Source organism: Bartonella australis AUST/NH1 (genome assembly GCF_000341355.1).
Taxonomy (GTDB): domain Bacteria; phylum Pseudomonadota; class Alphaproteobacteria; order Rhizobiales; family Rhizobiaceae; genus Bartonella; species Bartonella australis.
In genome coordinates this window covers 988,978-1,010,864 of the sequence record NC_020300.1, presented here as the reverse complement: position 1 = coordinate 1,010,864, position 21,887 = coordinate 988,978, and the positions used below count along the sequence as shown (strand labels likewise).

The window sequence follows — 21,887 nt, the reverse complement described above, 5'->3', positions numbered from 1 at the left end:
GGTATTTAATGGCCATTAAGGCTAGGTGTGATTGGGATAATTATCATTGAGTCGTTGGGGAGGGGAAGACCGCGATATCGCCGTAGGGCACGACGAAATATTTAAGTAAAAGTTCTTAAATTACGCCGGTTTTGCTTGTGTAGGGGCTGCCCTGTCTTTTTAGAGGGTTGCACTAAAATCACGGCATTAAAAGGCTGTTTATAAACAGCTTCGGGGATGAATCTGGATATTATCCGATATAATTATCTTTTGCCGTGTGGTTTGAATGTCAGCTTACTTGAATTCATCGCGTTTGACCCAATTGGTATTAGTTTGAATAGCAGTGACGAAGAAATTTTACGCTTCTGCGGCAAAAATACTTCCATGCGTAAAAAAATAAAAGAACAAAGCAGTAAACATTTCGATGTCAAAATCGTTAGAGATATTGTTAAAACACGGGCTGAGCGTCGTGGTCATCAAGCCAAAATGAGCCGACAGTTTTACGAAAAAGTTTCACCTTATGTGGTCCGCGCCGATTAATCGACCATTATTTTAATGCATCTTACTGACTGGATGTGGGCAAGTCCTTTAGTCAAGATAATAAGTTTTTTTTAGAGTGAGATAGTTTACCGGCTTCTTGGCAACCATAAATATTACTGTGTTCGTTTTAAGTTTATACCTGAGCTACGGACGCAATATAGCGCAGTTGAAGCTAGTTATTTTGATTATGCCAAAGTGCAATAATGGTATGTCGAAACATTCGATAGGCTTCACAGGTCTGACATGACGTTTACACTGTTACTACGCCTGTCAGGAAGAGGCTCTGGCCGCTGCTGTATCAGAATCGGATAGGATGTGTCGCACCATTGGGAGTGGTTTTTGCTACGGGAGGGTTGACCAAAAATTATAGCGGATTAACCTCTTATGTTACTGGGGGGAGGAAGTTAATAGCCTACGCAAAGCTTTCACAGTTATCCACCGCTATGATAAATCAAACAATTATACTACAGAAGTCACACTGGAAGAACCAGACAAGGGAAAAATGATTCCTAAAAATGATACTCTCTGTATAGTCTGCACGTAAAGTGGTCCGAGTGCAGAGAAAAAAATTATTGTTTTTGTCGTACCAGAATCACGAAAAAGATAAGTTTTTGCGGAAAAAATCGTAAGCTTTCAAACAACTTTTTGGATGTCTTTGAAATTCCCTTTAAGCCCCTTTAAAAAAATAAATTGCTGCGAAACCTTTTGACGAATAACACAATGCATATTGAAAATCACACAAAACCCAATAATGAAATACGGGGGCGAATGGTGGGTGATGAGGGGATCGAACCCACGACCCGCTGATTAAGAGTCAGCTGCTCTACCGACTGAGCTAATCACCCACGATTTCTCGAAAAATAAGGACGGGCGTTTCTATAACGCTCCTAAGAGGGTATGTCTAGGTAGTTTCATTTTTTTTGTATTATATCAATAAAGTCTGTAGCTAAACCGGTACAATGCGTAAAGTTAAAAAAGGCGCATCTAATTAAAAAATGTGATACCCCCTTGATCTTATATAAAAATAGATCCATTATAAGGGACCCTTGTGAACAAAATGTTCTGAATTGTTACGCAGAACTACGGCTGGAGGATCATCGAGCGTAATGCCCGGGCATAATTCAGAAGAACCTTATCGTCGTATTCAGCGGCTGAGGTGTGTGTTTCATTTATGAATTTTATCAATAATCATATAAGTTTGGGCAGTGCCTCGCGATTGTCTTCTTTTGAACGCAGCTCATTTACGTTCAATGCTGTTAGTCAATGGTGTGAATGAAAGTTCATGAATTTGTTTCATCAGCAACGTGCATTCAAGCTTTTAAAGATACTCTTTAAGGGTGAACTATGATGGGATGGATCGCCGACCCTTATGCTTGGGTTGGCTTAGTTACATTAATTTTCCTTGAAATTGTTTTGGGGATAGATAACCTCGTTTTTATTGCAATTTTAGCGGAAAAATTGCCATCGCGTCTGCGCGATCGCGCACGTTTAGTCGGTTTAACTTTAGCCTTAGTTATGCGGCTTTTTCTTCTCACAATTGTTGGATGGGTAATGAGTCTTGATAAAGCGATTCTTTCTGTCGCGTCCTTCGCGTTCAGTTGGCATAGTCTCATTTTGATTAGTGGTGGCGCTTTTTTATTAGCAAAGGGGACATTAGAGCTGCATGAAAGGCTAGAAGGGACGAAGCATGAGAAAGAAACAGGCGTTATTTACGCTGTTTTTTGGCAAGTTATCATTCAGATTGTGGTGCTTGATGCAGTGTTTTCTCTTGATAGTATCATCACTGCGACAGGTATGATTACCAAAGATCATGCAATGGTCATGTATATAGCAGTTGTCGTCGCTATGGGTGCGATGATGTGGGGATCTGGCATTTTTATGCGTTTTATTAGTCGCCACCCCACTATCGTTATTCTTTGTCTCGGTTTTTTGATGATGATTGGTTTTGCTCTGATTGTTGAAGGGTTCGGTTTTCACATTCCAAAAGGTTATTTGTATGCGGCTATTGGTTTTTCAGTTCTTATTGAAGTCTTTAATCAAATTGGCCGCCGTAACCGTGAAAAATTGATTACAACAAATGATCTACGTGGGCGGACAGCTGATGCTGTACTGAGGCTCTTAGGGGGTGGAAAAAAAGATGGAAATCTTGGTGAAACTGTAGATGTTATTGCTGAACAAGCAGCCGCTTCAGAGCTTTTTCGGCCGGAAGAAAAAGAAATGATTCGCGGCGTTCTTGACCTAGCTGATCGCCCCGTACGATCTATTATGTCACCACGTAACGAAATTGAATGGCTGGATGTAAAAGGCGGCGATGATGAAATGCGTAAAGAATTGCAGAAGGTTAAACATAGTCGTTTGATCCTCGCGTACGAAAAAGTAGATGAATTTGTCGGTGTTGCTTTAACTAAAGATCTTCTTTTAAATTTGGCTGAGGGTAACAGGGTTAATTGGCAGGAAGCTATGCGGGAACCACTCGTCGTTCATGAAAATACAAGCGTTTTGCGATTAATGGAGCGATTACGGCATTCTTCAATCCAACTTGCGGTTGTCGTTGATGAACATGGATCCTTTGAAGGTATCGCAACGCCGACGGATATTCTTGAGGCTATTGCTGGTGATTTTCCTGATGGTGACGAAGAATCTGTGGTAGCGGAACAGTTTGAAGATGGAAGCCTTCTGGTTGAGGGATATGCAGATATTCGTCGTTTAAGTGGTTATCTCGACCGTAATCTCGTTGATGAAGCAGATCGTTATACTACGCTAGCAGGATTTATGCTTTGGCATTTTGGTCATTTACCAAATGAGGGTGAAAGTTTTGAAGCCGAAGGTTTGTGCTTTAAAGTGACTGAAATAGATCGCCGGAATATTTCTAAGGTGCTTATTTCTCCGCTTATTTTGAAGGAAAAAGACTGATTTAGGCAGACAAAGAGACGACAAAATCCGCTGCCTTTCTTAGCGATGAAAAGAACACGCGAACTGCTTGCTGCTGTTTTAGTAGCTTTTATTTCAGCGGGAGCTACTGTGTTCGCTTCCAATATTGCTGGACTTCAAAAATTGCCACAAAAAATAAGGAGATGATAAAAGGTATAATCAGATAAAGCATCCTAAATACAATGAGTGCAGCTATAACATCGGCGGAATTTACGTTAGGCATGCCCGCTATAAATAAAGCTTCAAGGACACCAATCCCGCCCGCAGGGGCGTTGGAAAGGAGAGCTGCGCTGAAAGATGCGAGAAAAACACCGAGCACCGAAATAAAATGAATATCGGCGCTATGCGGTAACACAGCATATATAATACCTGCTGCCGCTAAAAGTTCTAATGGACTAATAAGAAGTTGTTGTACAACAATTCTGAATTGTGGGTAAGAAAGCTGGATTTTTTTTCCTATGCGTAAAGGCTTTAATTGAAGCCAACTGCCAAAAGTATAGAGCGCTATAAAAGCGAGGAAAAGCGCGCCAATTAGTGTACCGAGCCATGTAGGAAGATCGTTGTGAATGAGGGTGATAATTTGGGGCTGCAAAATTAGAACGATACCAGAAAGCATAATTGTGCCAATCACAAAGGTAAAAGAGCAAAAACCTACTAGTATTGCAATTTCTGATCCACTTAGCCCTTTTATTGTGTAAGCACGGTAACGCACGACGGCACCAGAGAAAACTGAAGCGCCGATATTGTGTGAGAGTGCGTAGGTGGTAAATGAACATATGGCGATAAACATCCAAGAAATTTTATGGCCGAGGTGTTGTAATGCAATTCGGTCATATCCTGCAAGAGCGCTATAAGCGAAGAGCGAGCAAGAGAATGCTAAAAGCCAGTCATGTGTACTTAAATCACCTAAACGTTCCAATACGTCATTAAAAGAAATAGCAGATAGCTTTACGTAAAGAATACGTATAGATACTAACATTGTTAATATGCCGACAAGTGGCCACAAAAATTTCTTCAATTTCACACTTCTTTGCCTATTTTTGTTTTCGCGTATGTTTTTTGTAAATTAGATTCACAATCGTGGATATTAGCCGTGGATCTCTGTCCAGTCACATACTCAATGACGCCATTCGCAACTTCTTTGTCGATTGTTACTACAATATCTGCGCCAAGATCAATAAGATAGTCTGCTTCTACGTTAGATAGCGCATGAGTAATTATTTTGAGGTCTTTTCCAAGATTACGTATGTTAGCTATACATTGCCCTATTTCAATAGTGCTACGCATTGTTATGACAATTTTGCACGCACCTCCGATATTTGCGGCGTCGATAACTTCTTGTTTATTTATATTACCACAAATTGTTTCTATCCCGGCTGCAAGTGCCTTATCAGAAAGATGCTTTGACTTTTCTACCACTACTATAGATTCGCCTCGGTTCATCAAAGATAGCGCGACACATTCGCCGACGTGACTATAACCAATAATCACGGTGTGACCAGCTTTTGAGGTAACTGGTAGAAGCTCTTGATCAGAATCCACTGCGGCGATGTTTATGGTTGTTTGTTTATCTTGTATATTTATAGGGAAATTTTCCAAATAGCTTTTAATTTTATCTACGGCGACAAAAACGAGGGGATTGAGCAAGATAGAAAGAATTGCGCTTCCGAGAATTAAGTCGAGGGTATCGTGGCTTAAAAGTCCAAAATTTGAGCCTAATCCTGCTAGGATAAAAGAAAATTCCCCAATTTGGGCGAGGCTCGCTGAAATAGTGAGAGCTGTCCCATAAGAATAGCGAAAAGCTCTAATAATGAGAAAAGAGACGAAAGATTTACCCAGTATGATAATTGATAATGTTACCAAAAGAGGAAAAAAGTTTGTTAAGAGTTTTACTGGGTCAAATAACATACCCACAGAGACAAAAAAGAGAACAGAAAATGCATCCCGCAAAGGTAAAGATTCTTCCGCTGCACGGTGACTCAATTCTGATTCGCTCATAATCATACCTGCGAAGAAAGCGCCAAGAGAAAGTGAAACACTAAATAAATTGGCGGCCCCGAAGGCTACTCCCAACGCGATAGTGAAAACACTGAGGCGGAACAATTCACGTGATCCCGATTGGGCACTTATTTTTAGCAACCAGGGGATAACACGCCGTCCAATAACGAGCATGAGGGCTATGAATATGATAATTTTAAAGATAGTGAAGCAAATGATCTCGAAAGTGTTTAAATGCAGCCAGTGAACAAGCGGATTAATTGATGTCTTCGTCGCGTCGCCAAAAATGCTGGCCAATGTAGGTATAAGGACAAGTATCAAGACCATAGCTAAATCTTCGATGATTAACCAGCCAATAGCAATACGTCCTTTTTCTGTTTCAATAAGCTGTTTTTCTTGCAAGGTGCGTAGTAAAATTACAGTACTCGCTGTTGATAAAGATAAACCAAATACCAAATTATTGCCAAAATTTCCCCCCATAACCCAGCTGAGGCACGAGCCTAGAAAAGTAGCGGATGCCATTTGTGCGATGGCACCGGGGATGACGACGGCTCTGACGGACAAGAGGTCTTTTAACGAAAAATGCAGTCCGACACCGAACATGAGCAGAATGATGCCAATTTCGGCAAGTTGGTTGATAAGTATAGAGTCTACTCTAAAGCCGCCTGTGTTGGGTCCCACGATGACGCCGGCTAACAGGTAGCCGACAAGCGGTGAGATACGCAGGCGGTTAGCGGTCATACCGAAGAGGAACGCTAAACATAGGCCTGCGACAATAGCCGTAATAAGCGGTGTATCGTGGGGCATAGTGTGTGGGTGACTCTTTTAAAAAGTTATCATTAGTGCCTCTATATATTCTTTTATATACTTATATGAGGAAAAAAGATGGCACGCCATATAAATTAACGCGGCAGTTTCGTTTTAGTGTCTGCGCGGTGCTGCGGTGTTTTATCATTTTCTTTGTTCCTTTTATGCATTCGGTCGCCTAATAATAATAAAATGGGGGCGGCGATGAAGATGGAGGACGATGTCGCGATGATGATCCCGAAGACGACGGGAAACGCGAAGTTATTGACGGCATTCCCACCCCACAATGCCATGGGCAACATAGCCAAAACTGTGCTGGTCGAAGTAAAGATACAGCGCACGAGGACCTGGTTAATTGAAAAGTCAATGAGTTCGCGCAGCGGCATCTTTCTATAAAGGCGCGCATTTTCGCGCATCCGGTCATAGACAACAACTTTGTCGTTTATGGAATAGCCGACAATCGTCAAAAGAGCGGCAATGGCGGTTAAATTAAAATCAAATCGAAATAAAGCAAAAAAACCAATCATTTTTGTTGTGTCAAGGACGAGCGTAATAATTGCCCCAGCCGCGAAAAACCACTCAAAGCGCCACCAAATATAAAGTGACATAGCGATAGCAGCCAGAAGGACAGCAGTAAAACCAGCTGAAGCGAGCTCGCCTGAAATTTTTGGTCCCACAACTTCTATTTGATCAAATACAGCATCTGGGTAGACGCTTTGTACAGCTGTTTTGGCTTTATCAATAGCAGCCGTCTGCTCTGTTTCACCGCCACTTTGTTGCTGGACGCGAATCAAAACCGTATTTTCGTTGCCGATATTCTGCAGTGTCACTTCGCCAATATTCAGGGTAGAAAGCTTTGAACGCAAGGTTCCCAGATTTGTCGGTTCTTTTGTCGTAATAGTTATTTGGCTACCGCCGACAAAATCAATTCCGAAATTTAAACCTGGTTTGAAGAATAGAAAAATTGAAGCAAGTGATAAAATGATTGAAACGCCGATTCCAATAAAGCGAGCATTCATGAAGTGGAAAGTTGTATTTTGGGGTACAAAATTGAAAAAAGGTTGAAGATGCAGAGTTTTTATTTTCCATTTACGTACCGCCCAAATCATAATGATACGCACGATAGTAATATTGGTGAACATAGAGATAATAATGCCAAGAAGCATTGTTACAGCGAAACCGCGAACGGGGCCGGTGCCAAACCAAAAAAGTAAAACAGTTGCAATTACGGCAGTAACATTGGCATCGATAATGGTCGAGAAAGCTTGTTTAAATCCGCGGTCTAAGGCTGCAAAGGCACTGATACCTTTTCGGCTTTCTTCGCGGATACGCTCGTTAATTAAAATATTGGCATCAACAGCAATCCCAATACCTAAAATAATACCGGCAATACCTGGTAACGTGAGTGTAGCTCCAAGAAGGCTAAGTGCGGCAAATGTCAGAATAGTATGTAGCGCCAGAGCTATATCAGTAATAATACCCCAAGCACCGTATAAAACGAACATAAAAACTGTAACGAGAATAAAACCTATGATTCCTGTATAAAGGCCCATTTTAATAGCATCAGCACCGAGATTTGGCCCTACAGTTCTTTCTTCAATAACGGTTAAGGGTGCCGGCAAAGAGCCTGCTCGGAGTAAAGCGGCGAGGGTTGATGCTTCTTTGGAATCGAAATTTCCTGTAATTTGACCTTGTCCGTTGGGGATGACACTATTAATAGTAGGAGCAGTTAAGACTTTGTTATCAAGAACGATCGCAAAGGGACGGTTGATATTTTGCCGCGTTATTTCCGCAAATATTTTTGAACCAATTGAGTTCATAGTGAATGAGATAATGGAACGCCCTGGCACTTGTGGATCAAAGCCTGCACGTGCGTCTTTAAGTACGTTTCCATCCAGAGAAATTTTGTCATAAATTGCATAACGCTGTTTTTCATCTATATATCCGGGAAGAATTGAAACGCCTGGGGGTGGATTGTTTAGATCCACGTTAAAAGGCACAAGATGAAAGGTCATCTTAGCAGTAGTTCCTAAAAGATCGCGTAATTGTTTTGGATCTTGTAGACCAGGCAACTGAACCATAATACGATCATTTCCTACTTTTTGGATAGATGGTTCAGAAACACCGATTTGATCAATACGGCGACGGATAATTTCCAAGCTTTGCTCGATAGCATTATTGACACGATCCTTAACACCCGCTTCAGTTAACGTGATGTGGATAGCTTCATTTTGAGTGCTAATAGCGATATCGCTGGCAGCAGTAAAGCTGTTTGGTACAGGCGTGATTAATGTTTCTAAAGCAGTGACCGCTTCTTTATTTTGTATTGGGTCGGGAACAATGGCGACTATACTATCTCCGACGATGCGAGTACCCGATACGTGGATTTGTTTTTCGCGCAGTTTTTGGCGTACATTGCCTAAAACTGTACGTAACTGATCGCGTTTTAACGTTTTAGCGTCGACTTCAAGTAGGAGAGAAGATCCTCCTTGAAGGTCGAGCCCGAGCGTCACACGAGTGTCAGGCAAAAAAATCGAGTTTTTCACTTGTTCTTGTGAAAATAAATTAGGTAAAGCAACGTAAATGCCGCCTAAAAGGACAAGACAGTAGAAGGTAGTTAGCCAGCCGGATACACGCATGATATATTCCAATAACAGACGATTAAATGGTTATTAAAGTTGAGCGCGGGAGTAAAGTTAGGATGGTGATTTTGCAGATCAAGCAAGGGGAGGAGCGCGTTGATGTAAAAAATGTTGGGGCTGAAAATCGCGAAGTTGTGCATAGTTAATGATAGTGAGATTCGGGAATATATTCAACGCCGGTGCGCCTTGAAAGGCTGTAGCGGGGGGGGTGTGATATGTATGAAGTTCTGCAAATTTTTTATCTGCGCCCGTTATAAAGCCCGACTGATTGTACTTATTTTGCGGATAAAGTATGCTGGCATTAATCGTATCATTAGCGTACCATTGTTTGATTAAATGAAAATGCATTTTTAGATTACTGGTCAACCAAATACTCAAAAGAAACCAGATTGCAAAAGGAAGGAAATTCCCTTTTTTGCAATGTAAGCGCAAAAAAAACATGCCGAGAAGCTTCCTTCGTTTTATTAATTTTAGCTTATTTCAGTTTCTTCTTTAGCAGTATTATGGAATGAGGGAAAGCTTTTATAGGTTTATTTTATAAAAATTAATTTCGTATCAACGTATTCGATGAGGAGCATTCTTCGCCCTTATTCTTGAGGCACATATACATTTACTTTTCTATTATTTTGGAGATTGGCGGTGTATTTAGCGCTCATGCAGGGGGGGTATAAATTCGTAAATTATGATAGCGAGATGATTACTAATCACATATTTTATTCGTTATATTATCTAATATTAGCAAATATTTGTTAGTAAATTTTAAATAAGAAATCGAATTTTTCTGGAGGCATTTAATGGATAAATCAGAAGATGAGCGCGTCTTCACAGATTTGAGCAGAGATTCTGTTTCTTATAATTTTATTTGAACCTTGGCTGCCTCCTGCGTGAGCTAGAGCACTGTCTTAGTCGTTTTATGTACGTATTCTCCACATTATATCAAAGATCTTCCTTATGGTGGGTGTATTTTTGAGTTACGTCAGTTCAGTAAGTTTCCTCGCAGAGTAAATTATGATTGATAGTGTATTTTTATAAAAAAAACGACATAAGACATTGTATTAAAATATAATTTTAAAATAAAATTAATTAAGTTTCCATTATAATAGTCCTATTTAAAAGCGAAAACGGTGGGGCAAGTAGAAAGTGCTTAGTAATGCTTTCTTCAATTCGATTGTCACCGTATTTTATGCGAACCAGGCACGTTAGTCGGCAGTTTTAGTTTTTGTGTTTGGACTGAGTTCAGCGTAGCAATTGTTATTGATCTTCGAATGGAAAATATGCCTATTTATTTGCTTAATTGATTCTTTATCCGCCAATTTATCAATTAGCCGGGCTATACAGTGATGATGCGCGAAGAGGAGGATAACCCCAGCGCGAGTGATTACGTCAAAATGATTATAAGTTACGTTAAGCAACGCAGATTTTCGGGGGCTATGAAGAATATCAGTTTAAAAGCCCGCCCGTTTATTATTATGTAAGAGAGCGCATTTCAGATATTTTTGAAAATTGCTCAGATAGTTACAGGCCATCTTAAAGGCTATTTTGTCGTTTGCGTTTTTAATAAGGGTTATTTCTTAATTAATAAAAATATATGATGAAAATCAATGAGTAAATATTATATTTTAATAAAATAGTTTAATATTTTTTATGAAAGTAGGATGCAGGGGAACATAAACTTACTAAAATGGTTGGAGAGTAGTTTGTAAAAATATGTTATAGATCAACTAGCACAGTTTTATAAATGGTGTGGTGTTACTGTGAATTGGCTCGTAAAAAAAAGTAACACGGATACTTGCCGGAATTACACACCGACTGCTATCAGTGGTTGATAGCAGAATGAAAAATTCACCCTTTAACTTTTAAAATCTTAATTTAGTTCTCGTCGTGCTACAACTTAGTTGTTTATTAATTAAAAATAACAAAAACAAGTATCTGAATGATAAAGATAATAATTTAGATACGAAATAGCCAAATAGAATCTAAAAAGGGAAATGGTGCGGACGGCGGGACTTGAACCCGCAAGGCCTTAGGCCGGCAGATTTTAAGTCTGCTATGTTTACCGATTTCATCACGTCCGCAATGACGGGTCCCTCATAAGCTATATCTTTTGCTGAATCAAGAATTAATAATAAAAGGAAATCTCTTTGCCCTTTGATAAAGTTTTGACTGGCAATAATTATCTTCGTGGTTAAAAGAAATTTATACAGTATTCACAAAGCGGGAAAATGGTTTGGTGCTATGAATAAATTTGTTCAGGATGTGAGTAAAGTTATGAAGGCTTTACATAATGTTTTTACTGAAACACCACTACAAAGAAATGACTTTCTTAGTCAAAAATATGATGCAGAAATTTACTTAAAGCGCGAAGATTTAACGCCCGTGCGGTCATATAAAATTCGCGGTGCCCTCAATTTTGTTTCGCAGATGCTAGATAAGATACCCCAAGACGCGGCATTTGTTTGCGCATCAGCAGGTAATCATGCGCAAGGGGTCGCTTTTGCTTGCCGTCATTTTAAACGCAAAGGCATTATTTTTATGCCTACGACAACACCGCAGCAAAAAGTTGAGAAGACGCGAATCTTCGGTAAGGAATTTATTGAAATCCGTTTAGTTGGTCATACATTCGATCAATGCTACGCGGCGGCGCGATATTTTGTTGCTGAGGGTGGAGGAGTGATGGCACCACCTTTTGATGATATCCACGTTATTACAGGGCAGGCAACAGTTTTGTGCGAAGCCGCTTTACAGTGGGAAAAACTTAATGGAAAAAATGAGCCAGATTTGATTATTGTACCTGTGGGTGGCGGCGGTCTGGCTAGCGGTGTAAGCAATTTTTTACGTGAATATAGTTGGAAGACAAAACTCCGTTTTGTTGAGCCGCAAGGAGCTGCAAGTTTATCTGCATGCTTAAATAATGGAAGACATACCAAACTTGATGACATCAATACGTTTGTAGATGGGGCGGCTGTGGCTGAAATTGGCACATTAAATTATGCTATCTTGAAGCAGTTTTTACCAGATTCTGTTATTACGGTCCCCGAAAATCGAGTTTGTTTTACAATGGTTGAAATGCTCAATATTGAAGGTGTAGTCCTTGAGCCAGCCGGTGCGCTATCAATTGATGCTCTCAACAGTATTTCCCGCCGAGAGTTGAAGGGCAAAAAAATTCTTTTGGTTGTTTCAGGTGGTAATTTTGATTTTGAGCGTTTGCCCGACATTAAAGAGCGTGCTTTGCGTTTTCAGGGATTGAGGAGATATTTTATCTTCAGTTTTCCTCAGCATCCTGGCGCGTTGCGTAGTTTCCTTACTCAATTATCTCCAGATGATGATATCGTGCGCTTTGAATATCTCAAAAAATCAGCTAGAAATTTTGGTTCTGTATTGATTGCAATTGAAACAAAGAAATATGATAATTTTTCCTTATTAGAGAAGAAATTTAAAACTTTAGGTTGGCGTTATCATGATATTACGCATGATCAGACCTTATTCGATTTTGTCGTTTAAGAGTCTACTTTTGCTAAAAATTTAAGAGAATAAAATGAAGTCTGTTTTTTATTTCGTGTTGAGTGTATTTTGGCTGCTAAGTATTGATCAACAAAGTTTAGCAGCAGAGCTAACAATTGTACAGAAAACCGAGCTTTCAAATTTAGTTATTGATATCAATAATGCCGTACAAAGTGGCAATTTTGAAGTTATTTCTGCTAATATGCCTGATCGACTCTACAAAGAGATGGCACGCCGATTAAATACGACAGAGGTCGCTTTGCGTAGTGGTCTTCTTAAACAATTACAGGATCAATTTGAAAATTTGCCTGTTGGCGCTTATCGTTTAGATGAAACAAAAATAGATTACCGACAAACCGATAACGGTACTTTTTATGCTTTGATTCCGACTACGCTTTCGACAGAAGATCGTATTATTCAGTACAAAACATTGGCGATTATTGATGAAGCTGGGTGGCATTTAATCTACGGAGGACAAAAGACTGTACAAAATTCGGTTTTCCTTGAGATTTATCCTAGCTTAAACGGAATCAATTTGCCGAAAGAGATGGTAATGAAAAAATAAAAGATTAAAATAGCATTCTTCCTGTTTATACTGAGCACTTGCGCGGGGTAGTTTTTTACTTTAATTCAGCTGTAAAGGTGGGGGCGCCCGAGTTGATTGAGTAATTTCCATTGAATAAATGATATCTCTTTATTTCGATGTTCTGGATGCTTGTGCATGAAACTCTTTTTTTGTCTCGAGTATTGCCTCGCAAATAAATATTAAGATCTCAGTCGAGTAGCGTTGTTTAGCTGAGTTATTCGCTCGTAATTGTTGAGCTTGGGAAAGATTTTATTTTGAATATAGATGAAAAAAATTTTTTTACAGAACTGGGCCTGCCTACCCTCTTAGTTAAGAATCTCCTTAGTGCCGGCATAAAAAAACCTAACCCTATCCAAGAACAAGCTGTTCCAATGATGCTGAAAGGGAAAGATGTTTTGGGTATTGCCCAGACGGGCTCTGGAAAGACATTGGCATTTAGTTTGCCCATTTTGAGCCGGATTTTAGCTGCGGGTGATAAGCGCCATCCTAAAACAGCACGTGCTTTGATTTTAGCTCCTACACGCGAACTTGCCGTTCAGATCGAGGAATCGATTAATATCATTGTAAAAGGGGCACATCTTTCGACATGTTTAATTTTAGGTGGGGTATCACGTTTTGCGCAAATTAAACGTATGAAATCAGGTGTAGATGTTTTAGTCGCAACGCCGGGACGCTTAATGGATCTCGTCCGCGAAAAATATATAGATCTTTCTCATTCCCGTTTTTTGGTGCTGGATGAAGCTGACCGTATGCTAGATATGGGTTTTGTTAATGATGTGCAGAAAATTGCAAAACTTTTGCATGAAGAGCGCCAGACGGTGCTTTTTTCTGCCACAATGCCGAAAGAAGTCACTGCGCTTGCAAATAATTTATTGAATGAGCCAGTGAAGATAGAGGTGGCGCCTCAAGGAACTACTGCTGCGGAAATTACGCAAAAATTGTATTGCGTACCCGTGAGAGAGAAAAAGAATGTTTTGAATAAATTTTTGACAAATCCAGATTTTGTTTCGGTCGTTGTTTTTACTCGAACCAAACATGGTGCTGATGCTGTCGCGCGTTATCTGGAAAGGGCGGGACATTCTGTCGCCGCGATTCATGGAAATAAATCGCACAATGCTCGGCAATGTGCGTTGAAGGCCTTTCGCGAAGGAGCCGTGAAAATTCTTGTCGCAACTGATATTGCTGCGCGTGGTCTCGATATACCGGGAATTAGCCACGTTATTAATTATGATTTACCAGATGAAGCTGAAAATTATGTGCATCGCATTGGCCGCACGGGGCGTAATGGCGCTTTTGGCGAGGCGATTACACTTTTTGACGAGGGGATAGAGCAGGCGCGTTTACACGCTGTAGAACGTTTAATTCGCGCAAAATTAGTGCGTGGGAATATTTTGCCACAATTTGCAGTATCGCCAGAAAAACCGTTTATTTCGGAAGGTGAGGGGCAAAAAAGTGGCAAGTCGCGGCGTTTTAGAAAACTAAAACGTCAAAATTCAACTTTTAATTGTACGGATAAAGTCGCGCAGTCGCAATTATGCCATAAAAATTCTTCATCTAAAAGTGCGAGGCACAAAAAGGCAAAAGAAACAGCGAAACGCGTGAGATCGCTTCGACTACGCGAGCCGGTGCGTTAATCGGTTATTTAACCTTGTATCTTGATGTAAAAGGGGAAACAGATTTTTTTTGTGTGGGCACAAACATCGGTTGCACTGAGGTCTGCGTGCTGCAAGGTGGTTATTATCTTTTTTTTCTTTGATGCGAAGGTAAGGGTACAGGTCGGTAAAGCGTTTTTCGTTGTGACTTTTTCATCACTAGCTTTTACTTGATCTTTTAAGCGACTACGAGGAGTCCGAGATGTGCGGAGGAGGGGAACAGGCCCTGATTTCAACGCTTTGTGTTTGAGTTTTTTAAAGTTCTGGATTTAACGCTATTTTTCGCATAAAGCGACCCAAACACGGGATGTCAGAATCCCACTCTTCAACTTCAAAAATACAAAATATACGCGTTATAAAGGACACGTGGCTCCCCGGGCCGGATTCGAACCAGCGACCAACCGGTTAACAGCCGGTTGCTCTACCGCTGAGCTACCGGGGAACAGCATTAATTTGCCCAACACGCAAGGGCTATAGCAAAGCGCTGCCGATTTGCAAAGGGTAAAAAATATTTTTTTATAAAAAAATGTCAGAAACTGTATAAGAGAAATAAAAAAGGCCGGAGGAGATTTCTGTACCTTGACGAATGAACCGCCTTCCCTTATTGACAAGCGTCATGTTTATTGACGAGGCCTTGTGGCGGAATGGTTACGCAGAGGACTGCAAATCCTTGTATCCCGGTTCGATTCCGGGCAAGGCCTCCAGTCACCTTAATTGAGAGGCCTTTTAGGAGGATCTTCAATAAACTATTTGCCCTCCTAATAAAAGAACCTACTCGTGAAAATTAACACAATTAAAATCTTATTGTTGACTGTGGCGTACTTTTTTGTCACACCCAAAGTGAAAGATATTTAGCTCCCGGATTATTGGCGTTTTGTCGTAGTTTTTACCATATATGGGGGAAAGGGCTAGTTATGGTCGCAGATTTTGCAGAGCTTCGCCGCAGAATGGTTGATAATCAAATTCGGACAATGGATGTAACGAATTTATCGGTTCTTGAGGCGTTTTTGGCGGTACCGCGTGAAGATTTTGTACCAGAAGAAATTAAAAATTTGAGTTACCTTGATGCCGATATTATGGTATCCCCAGCGCAAGAAAACTCGCCCGCACGCTATTTGATGAAGCCTGCACCTTTAGCGAAGTTATTACAGCTTGCAGCTATCAAGCCGTCGGACGTTGTCTTAGATATCGGCGCCAATAGTGGTTATTGCGGGGCATTGCTTTCAAAGCTTGCTGGGAGTGTGGTTGCGTTGGAAAGCAATAAAATACTTTCAAAACGAGCGGCCGAGCTTTTAGAATATCATCGATGTGATAATGTAATGGTCGCTCATGGGCCATTGGAGCAGGGATATGCAGCTGGGAAACCCTACGATGTTATCTTTATTGAGGGTGCTGTTGATTTTATCCCTGATGGAATTTTGGGACAAATGAAAGAAGGTGGACGTCTTGTTGCGGTTGAAGGGCATGGTAACGCCGGAGTTGCACGAATTTATATAAAAAACAATGGAATTATTTCCAACCGCCGCGCTTTTAATCTGTCCGTAAAATGCCTCCCTGAGTTTTTAAAGGTGCCTGATTTTGTATTTTAACGTTTATTTCTTTCATTAATGATGGGTGGGTGTATGGCTAGTTTAGGATTTGTGTCATGCTTAAAATAAATAAAAAGCTTCAAATATGTTTGTTGCTGACATTGGGTATTTTTACATCAAGATCGGTTTATGCAGAGACGTTAGTGGGTGCTTTCACTAAAGCTTATACTCAGAATGCTAAGTTAAATAGCGAGCGTGCAGCGGCACGTATATCTGATGACGACTTAGTCATTGCACGTTCGGGGCTTTTTCCGCGGATCGAAGGAGTTGGAAGCTACGGTTGGCATAAGGACGTTTCGGGATTGCATGGTTCTTCTGGTTCTATAGGGATAAAATTAAGTCAACGGTTGTTTGATGGTTTGTCCACACAGAATCTATTTTTTTCAGCTCAAGTTAAAATGCGGGCGCAGCGTGAATATCTTCGAAACGCTGAGCAAAATATGTTTTTAGACGCTGTAACTGCATATGCCAATCTATACCAAGCGCGCCGTGTTGCCGCTCTTCGCCGAGAAAATTTGGCAGCTTTGGAAGAGCAAGTTCGTTCAAATAAAGCAAAACTTGATGTAGGGGAAGGAGAGCGTGTTGACTTTGCCCAAGCACAGGCTGCGTACTCTATCGCTGTCTCTGAGCTCAGCCTTGCACGCGCCAATATAAAGTCGGCAGAAGCGATGTATCGGAAAATCATCGGCTCTGATCCAGGAGAATTAGAACGCCCACTGGCGGCAAAAGAGCTGCCCGCGGATCTCAATGTTGCTTATAAAATTGGCAGTATCATGCATCCGGCAATTCTCTATGCAAGATATTTGACCGATGCTAGTTCCTATAATGTAAAAGCAAAAGAAGGGGAGTTCCTCCCAAAAGTTGATTTTTCTGCAACGACGTCTTACAACCGGATTTATAGTGGTCCCGGAGAGAATGGGTTTTCTCAGTCAGTGGGGCTTTCAGTTAGCGTCCCGATCTTTGAGGGTGGCCGCGCGTCCGCGCAGGTTCGCCAAGCGAAAGAAGCCCATGAGCAAGCCCGCCTGCAGCTTGATCTTGCCCACAGCGACATGAGACAGGCGCTGACTTCTTCTTGGTTTCAACTGGAAGGCGCTCGCGCGTCTGTCGTTGCTTATCGCGAGAGTGTTCGCGCCGCCGAAGTTGCTTTTAAAGGCCGTATACAGGAGAACCGCGTGGGGCAAGCGACTACGTTAGATGTATTAAATTCTCGGACCCAATTAATTAATGCTCAAATTGCATTAGCGACTGCCGAACGCGATGCTGTCATTGCCAGCTATAGTGTTCAGTCTTCTATTGGCAAATTAACTGCGGATTATTTGGGCGTGAAGGTGGCCCAATATATTCGCTAAGGGCATAAAAAATAGTTTTGCACGTGTAGGCATAATTTTAATTTTCAAGGGACGAATAAATTGGCGGCGGATTATGCAGAGAAGTTTGGCGTTTTAGTGTTGTTATAGAAAAGAAGATTATGCGGTACTATAAGCGGTGTGAGAGAGTGTGTTGATCTTGTGATTCTTTTGTTTACACTGAGTTAGTGATTCTGCTTGTCGCGTTTTTGAAGAGGGTTTGAAGTATGGTACAGAATTCGGGTGCGTTGTGTGAGCCAAGTATGGACGAAATTTTGACGTCTATTCGTGAGATAATCGAAGAGAACGCAATTCAAGTTGATCACTTCTCGAATGAAAGTGCTACAGCAGGTGGTCCTACAGATTACTCGAAAGCGCCGCCTGAAAGTATTTATGAAGGAGCTTCGTCTGTTGATGATGCCATGAAGGCTTTGGCCGATCGTATCGGTATTTCTTCTGAGGATCGGGATTCTTCTTTGATGCAAGTAAAAGACGATGCGAATGGGGGAGACGGTACAGTCCGTGCGAATATGCAGGAGGTGAATTTTTTTTCTGGAGAGCGACCTTCTGCTCATAAAGAAGAAAAGTATGATTGTGAAGAGTCTGCACCGCGGCAAGAAAATTCGGCTCCTGATCGTGTAGAGTTGTCCGCAGATTGCGCTTCCGCTGTGGAGAAAATTGCGAAGGATATTTTGCGTCCCGCTATAGCAAAATGGTTGAAGGGGCAACTGCCTGTTTTGATTGATGAGATTCTGCGTGAAGAAGTCGCTAAAGCAGTTAAAAATTTGCCTTAACTACCCGTTTATTTACTGCTTTTAGTAGCTTGGTGTTTTACTTTTTGCCATAAAGCGGTCCGTTTTGTAGAGCTATTTTGGGTAAATGTCATTTGCAGATGCTATGACCGAAGAGTGGTGGGGGGCTGCGTTTTCCAGCGGTGTTCCGAGTAGATAGGTTGAGAATGCTAGAAAAAAACTATGATGCCGCTTCTATAGAGTCGAGGATCGCGGAAAAATGGGAGGCCCGTGGCGCTTTTAAAGCAGGGGCGGGTTCAGGATTAGATGCCGAGCCTTTTTGCGTTATGCTCCCACCACCGAACGTCACGGGTTCGCTTCATATGGGGCATGCTTTAAATACGACCATTCAAGATATCATAGTGCGTTTCCAGCGGATGTGTGGCAAGAATGTTTTATGGCAGCCGGGTATGGATCATGCTGGGATCGCGACGCAGATGGTTGTCGAGCGTCGGCTTTTCGAGTGTAAAGAGCCGACACGTTGGGAAATGGGCAGGGAAAAATTCATTGAGCGTATCTGGGAATGGCGTCGCGAAACGGGCGGTGTTATCGCCGATCAGCTGCGGCGTCTCGGTGTTTCGTGTGATTGGTCACGCGAACGATTTACGATGGATGAGGGGTTGTCTCGAGCTGTCCGTGAGGTTTTTGTCTCGCTTTATAAACAAGGGTTAATATATAAAGACAAGCGTTTGGTGAACTGGGATCCAAAATTGTTGACGGCTATTTCAGATCTTGAAGTTGAGCCAAAAGAAGTTAAAGGCTATTTGTGGCATTTTAGATATCCGCTTGAAGGAAAAGTTTTTAATCCGGACGATGCTACTACTTTTATAACGGTTGCGACAACGAGGCCTGAAACAATGCTCGGTGACACTGGAATTGCGGTTAACCCAGAAGATAGCCGTTATAAAAATCTTATAGGCCAAAATGCTATTTTGCCGCTTGTTGGCCGTAAATTACCGATAGTTGCCGATTCATATGCCAATCCTGAAGAAGGAAGCGGCGCTGTGAAAATTACACCAGCGCATGATTTCAATGACTTTGAGGTGGGGCAGCGTAATAATTTGCGCTTAATTAATATTTTTACGCAAAAGGCCGAGATTTTTTTGCGCGATAATGGGGCGTTTTTTGAAGGTTTAATTTTATCAGATAAATTAAGGGAATTAGTGGAGGATTTGGAGCAATCTGACCGTTTTGTAGCGCGAGACCGGATCGTTTCTTTGATGGAAAAGGGGGGATATCTTGTAACCATTGATAATCACCTTCATTCCGTTCCTCACGGTGATCGAAGCGGAGTGCCTATTGAACCGCTCCTAACGGATCAATGGTATCTCGATGCGGCGGAATTAGCAAAACCAGCGATGAAAGCTGTCCATCAAGGAAAAATACGGTTTGTCCCAGCTAATTGGGAAAAGACCTATTTTAATTGGATGCAGAATATTCAACCCTGGTGTATTTCTCGTCAGTTATGGTGGGGGCATCAAATTCCGGCTTGGTATGGTCCCGATCATACGATCTTCGTTGAGAAAAGTGAAGAAGAAGCTGAGGCCGCAGCTTTTTCTTATTATGGTAAAGAAGTTAGCTTAACGCGTGATCAAGATGTTTTGGATACTTGGTTTTCATCGGCTCTTTGGCCTTTTTCAACGTTGGGTTGGCCTGATAAAACTGATGAGTTAGCAACTTTCTATCCGACATCTTTATTGGTTACCGGGTTTGATATTATTTTTTTCTGGGTTGCTCGTATGATAATGATGGGTATTCATTTTATGGGTGACGTACCTTTTCCGACTGTTTACGTGCACGCTCTCGTACGAGACCAGAAGGGAGCAAAGATGTCAAAGTCGAAGGGAAATATTATTGATCCATTGGAATTAATTGACCAATATAGCGCGGACTCATTGCGCTTCACTTTGGCTATCATGGCAGCGCAGGGTCGTGACGTAAAGCTCGACCCATCGCGCGTCGCGGGCTACCGCAACTTTGCTACAAAATTATGGAACGCCGCGCGGTTTGCAGAAATGAATGGTGCTAAACATGATTTGGCTTTTAAGCCAGCAAAAGCGAAGTTTGCGCTTAATCGTTGGATTTTAACGGAGTTATCTAAAACAGTTTTAGAAGTGACTGAGGGTATCGAAAACTATAAATTCAATGAGTCCGCTAGCGCACTTTACCGCTTTATTTGGCATACATTATGCGATTGGTATCTAGAACTTCTTAAGCCTGTATTTCAAGGCCCGGATGGGGATTCTAAAAAAGAAGCGCAGGCGTGTACTGCTTGGGTTCTTGATGAAGTTTATAAACTGCTTCATCCTTTCATGCCTCATATAACAGAAGAATTGTGGTCTCTTACCGCAATGCAAGGCACGGAGCGTGAGGATATGTTGGCGTTGACGAGGTGGCCACAAGCAACATTTATAGACGAGGCGGCTGCCTCCGATATTAATTGGCTTATTGGTGTTGTCAGTGAGATTCGTTCCGTGCGCTCTGAAATGAATATTCCGGCGGCTGCATTGGCGCCTCTCGTAATCATAGAGGGGAGCGAAAAAATACAGGAACGCGTACAACGTTATGATGCCGTTCTTAAAAGATTAGCGCGTATAGAAATGATCCAGTTCTCTGATAACGCTCCGGCTATGTCTGCGCAAATAATCTTAGGAGGAACAACTTTTTGTTTGCCACTGGGACAATTAATCGATTTAAACGCTGAACGCGCGCGTTTGCTCAAAGATATCGACAAAATCCAACAACATATTGAAAAAACGTTAGTTAAATTGAATAATCCGCGATTTATAGAAAATGCAAGGCCAGAAGTTGTCGAGGTTGAGCGTGCAAGAATTACAGATTTGTGTGCAGCAAAAGAAAGAATATCCGTCGCCTTAGGGCGGTTAAGTTAGTTAAAATCCTCTTTTTATTCTTTTTGTAAACGTCGAATCTTTTTTAGAGGTGGCATTTTTGATGATCTGCGTGTTTTACAAAATTTTTGTGTTTTAAATACTTTATTCCTGATACAGAACAAAAAAGTTCCGTGCACGTATTTACGGCGGCTACGACGACGAAATGAAGCAGAATTAACTTCGTTAAGAGGTTTACCTCTCTGTTATTTATACGACAAATAAACAACAGTTTATAAAGGCGCTTAATAGGTTATTGATTTTTTTCGCACGGCTGGCTTTCATGTATAAGGTGCCAAGATTTAAAAGACTTTTGGATCTAAACTCACCGAAAAAAGACGTTTTTAAGCAGAGAGATAGAGGAAAGTTTTACGTAAGATAGCACGATGACTTCGTCTTTTAGTTAAGAAGAGAGAGCTTCCTGCTTAGGTTTATGTTGGAACTATTATATTGGGTAGATGAGTGACGCATAGCGCAGCGGAATCGGCGGCAGTTTCCAAAAAGCCGAGCCAGATTTATCTCACGCAAAAACCGGCTATTAACTATTTAATATAAGCCTAGATTGTGCACGATAGCCTCGCTACTTGTTAATTTTATCAAAGATATAATTTTTTGAATACTCTCAGACTTGAACACA

The 21,887-nt window shown here is 41.3% G+C and carries 13 protein-coding genes and 4 tRNA genes; 11 read left to right on the top strand and 6 right to left on the bottom strand.

The genetic code is table 11. The features are described 5' to 3' along the window. Positions 1–216 precede the first annotated feature (216 nt). Positions 217–519: a hypothetical protein gene (locus tag BANH1_RS07050; protein ID WP_051039098.1), complete on the top strand. Its 303-nt coding sequence runs from the start codon at positions 217–219 to the stop codon at positions 517–519. A gap of 769 nt (positions 520–1,288) precedes the next feature. On the opposite strand, the gene BANH1_RS04305 is transcribed toward BANH1_RS07050, so the two are convergent. Beyond that, positions 1,289–1,364 (bottom strand) — tRNA-Lys (locus BANH1_RS04305). A 499-nt stretch (positions 1,365–1,863) separates the two neighbouring features. On the opposite strand from BANH1_RS04305, the gene BANH1_RS04300 reads away from it, so the two are divergent. Further along, positions 1,864–3,432 carry a TerC family protein gene (locus BANH1_RS04300; protein WP_015398191.1) on the top strand — a complete coding sequence of 523 codons (1,569 nt, stop codon included), beginning with the start codon at positions 1,864–1,866 and terminating at the stop codon, positions 3,430–3,432. Positions 3,433–3,535: 103 nt separating this feature from the next. On the opposite strand, the gene BANH1_RS04295 is transcribed toward BANH1_RS04300, so the two are convergent. The 3 genes from BANH1_RS04295 to secD form a co-directional block, all read right to left on the bottom strand. Further along, positions 3,536–4,474 carry a lysylphosphatidylglycerol synthase transmembrane domain-containing protein gene (locus BANH1_RS04295; RefSeq protein ID WP_015398190.1) on the bottom strand — a complete coding sequence of 313 codons (939 nt, stop codon included), beginning with the start codon at positions 4,472–4,474 and terminating at the stop codon, positions 3,536–3,538. Further along, complete coding sequence (locus tag BANH1_RS04290) at positions 4,471–6,255, bottom strand: cation:proton antiporter domain-containing protein (RefSeq protein WP_015398189.1); 1,785 nt, start codon at positions 6,253–6,255, stop codon at positions 4,471–4,473. The genes BANH1_RS04295 and BANH1_RS04290 overlap by 4 nt, the downstream gene beginning before the upstream one ends. 95 nt (positions 6,256–6,350) lie before the next feature. Then, on the bottom strand, positions 6,351–8,894 hold the full coding sequence (secD, locus tag BANH1_RS04285; RefSeq protein ID WP_015398188.1) for a protein translocase subunit SecD: 2,544 nt from the start codon (positions 8,892–8,894) through the stop codon (positions 6,351–6,353). A 26-nt stretch (positions 8,895–8,920) separates the two neighbouring features. On the opposite strand from secD, the gene BANH1_RS07575 reads away from it, so the two are divergent. Further along, a complete protein-coding gene (locus BANH1_RS07575) occupies positions 8,921–9,043 on the top strand; it encodes a hypothetical protein (RefSeq protein ID WP_256378710.1) in 123 nt (40 codons plus the stop codon). A gap of 1,843 nt (positions 9,044–10,886) precedes the next feature. Here BANH1_RS07575 and BANH1_RS04275 read toward each other — a convergent pair. Beyond that, positions 10,887–10,972 (bottom strand) — tRNA-Leu (locus tag BANH1_RS04275). A 160-nt stretch (positions 10,973–11,132) separates the two neighbouring features. On the opposite strand from BANH1_RS04275, the gene ilvA reads away from it, so the two are divergent. From ilvA to BANH1_RS04260, 3 genes are all read left to right on the top strand, one after another. Then, the gene (gene ilvA / locus BANH1_RS04270; protein ID WP_015398186.1) at positions 11,133–12,398 is read left to right on the top strand and encodes a threonine ammonia-lyase IlvA; all 1,266 of its coding nucleotides are present in this window, start codon (positions 11,133–11,135) and stop codon (positions 12,396–12,398) included. A gap of 34 nt (positions 12,399–12,432) precedes the next feature. After that, entirely contained in the window at positions 12,433–12,963 is a 531-nt protein-coding gene (locus BANH1_RS04265; RefSeq protein ID WP_015398185.1) for a hypothetical protein, read from the top strand. A 275-nt stretch (positions 12,964–13,238) separates the two neighbouring features. Continuing rightward, positions 13,239–14,618 carry a DEAD/DEAH box helicase gene (locus tag BANH1_RS04260; protein ID WP_015398184.1) on the top strand — a complete coding sequence of 460 codons (1,380 nt, stop codon included), beginning with the start codon at positions 13,239–13,241 and terminating at the stop codon, positions 14,616–14,618. A 385-nt stretch (positions 14,619–15,003) separates the two neighbouring features. On the opposite strand, the gene BANH1_RS04255 is transcribed toward BANH1_RS04260, so the two are convergent. Beyond that, positions 15,004–15,078 (bottom strand) — tRNA-Asn (locus BANH1_RS04255). Between the two features lie 188 nt (positions 15,079–15,266). Here BANH1_RS04255 and BANH1_RS04250 point away from each other — a divergent pair. From BANH1_RS04250 to BANH1_RS04230, 5 genes are all read left to right on the top strand, one after another. After that, positions 15,267–15,340, top strand: a tRNA-Cys gene (locus BANH1_RS04250). A 210-nt stretch (positions 15,341–15,550) separates the two neighbouring features. After that, complete coding sequence (locus BANH1_RS04245; protein ID WP_015398183.1) at positions 15,551–16,225, top strand: protein-L-isoaspartate O-methyltransferase family protein; 675 nt, start codon at positions 15,551–15,553, stop codon at positions 16,223–16,225. Between the two features lie 56 nt (positions 16,226–16,281). Next, the gene (locus BANH1_RS04240) at positions 16,282–17,574 is read left to right on the top strand and encodes a TolC family outer membrane protein (protein ID WP_015398182.1); all 1,293 of its coding nucleotides are present in this window, start codon (positions 16,282–16,284) and stop codon (positions 17,572–17,574) included. A 224-nt stretch (positions 17,575–17,798) separates the two neighbouring features. Beyond that, positions 17,799–18,365, top strand: coding sequence for a DUF2497 domain-containing protein (locus BANH1_RS04235; protein ID WP_015398181.1), 567 nt, complete (start codon positions 17,799–17,801; stop codon positions 18,363–18,365). A 164-nt stretch (positions 18,366–18,529) separates the two neighbouring features. Beyond that, positions 18,530–21,253, top strand: coding sequence for a valine--tRNA ligase (locus BANH1_RS04230; RefSeq protein WP_015398180.1), 2,724 nt, complete (start codon positions 18,530–18,532; stop codon positions 21,251–21,253). The last annotated feature ends 634 nt before the right edge of the window (positions 21,254–21,887 follow it).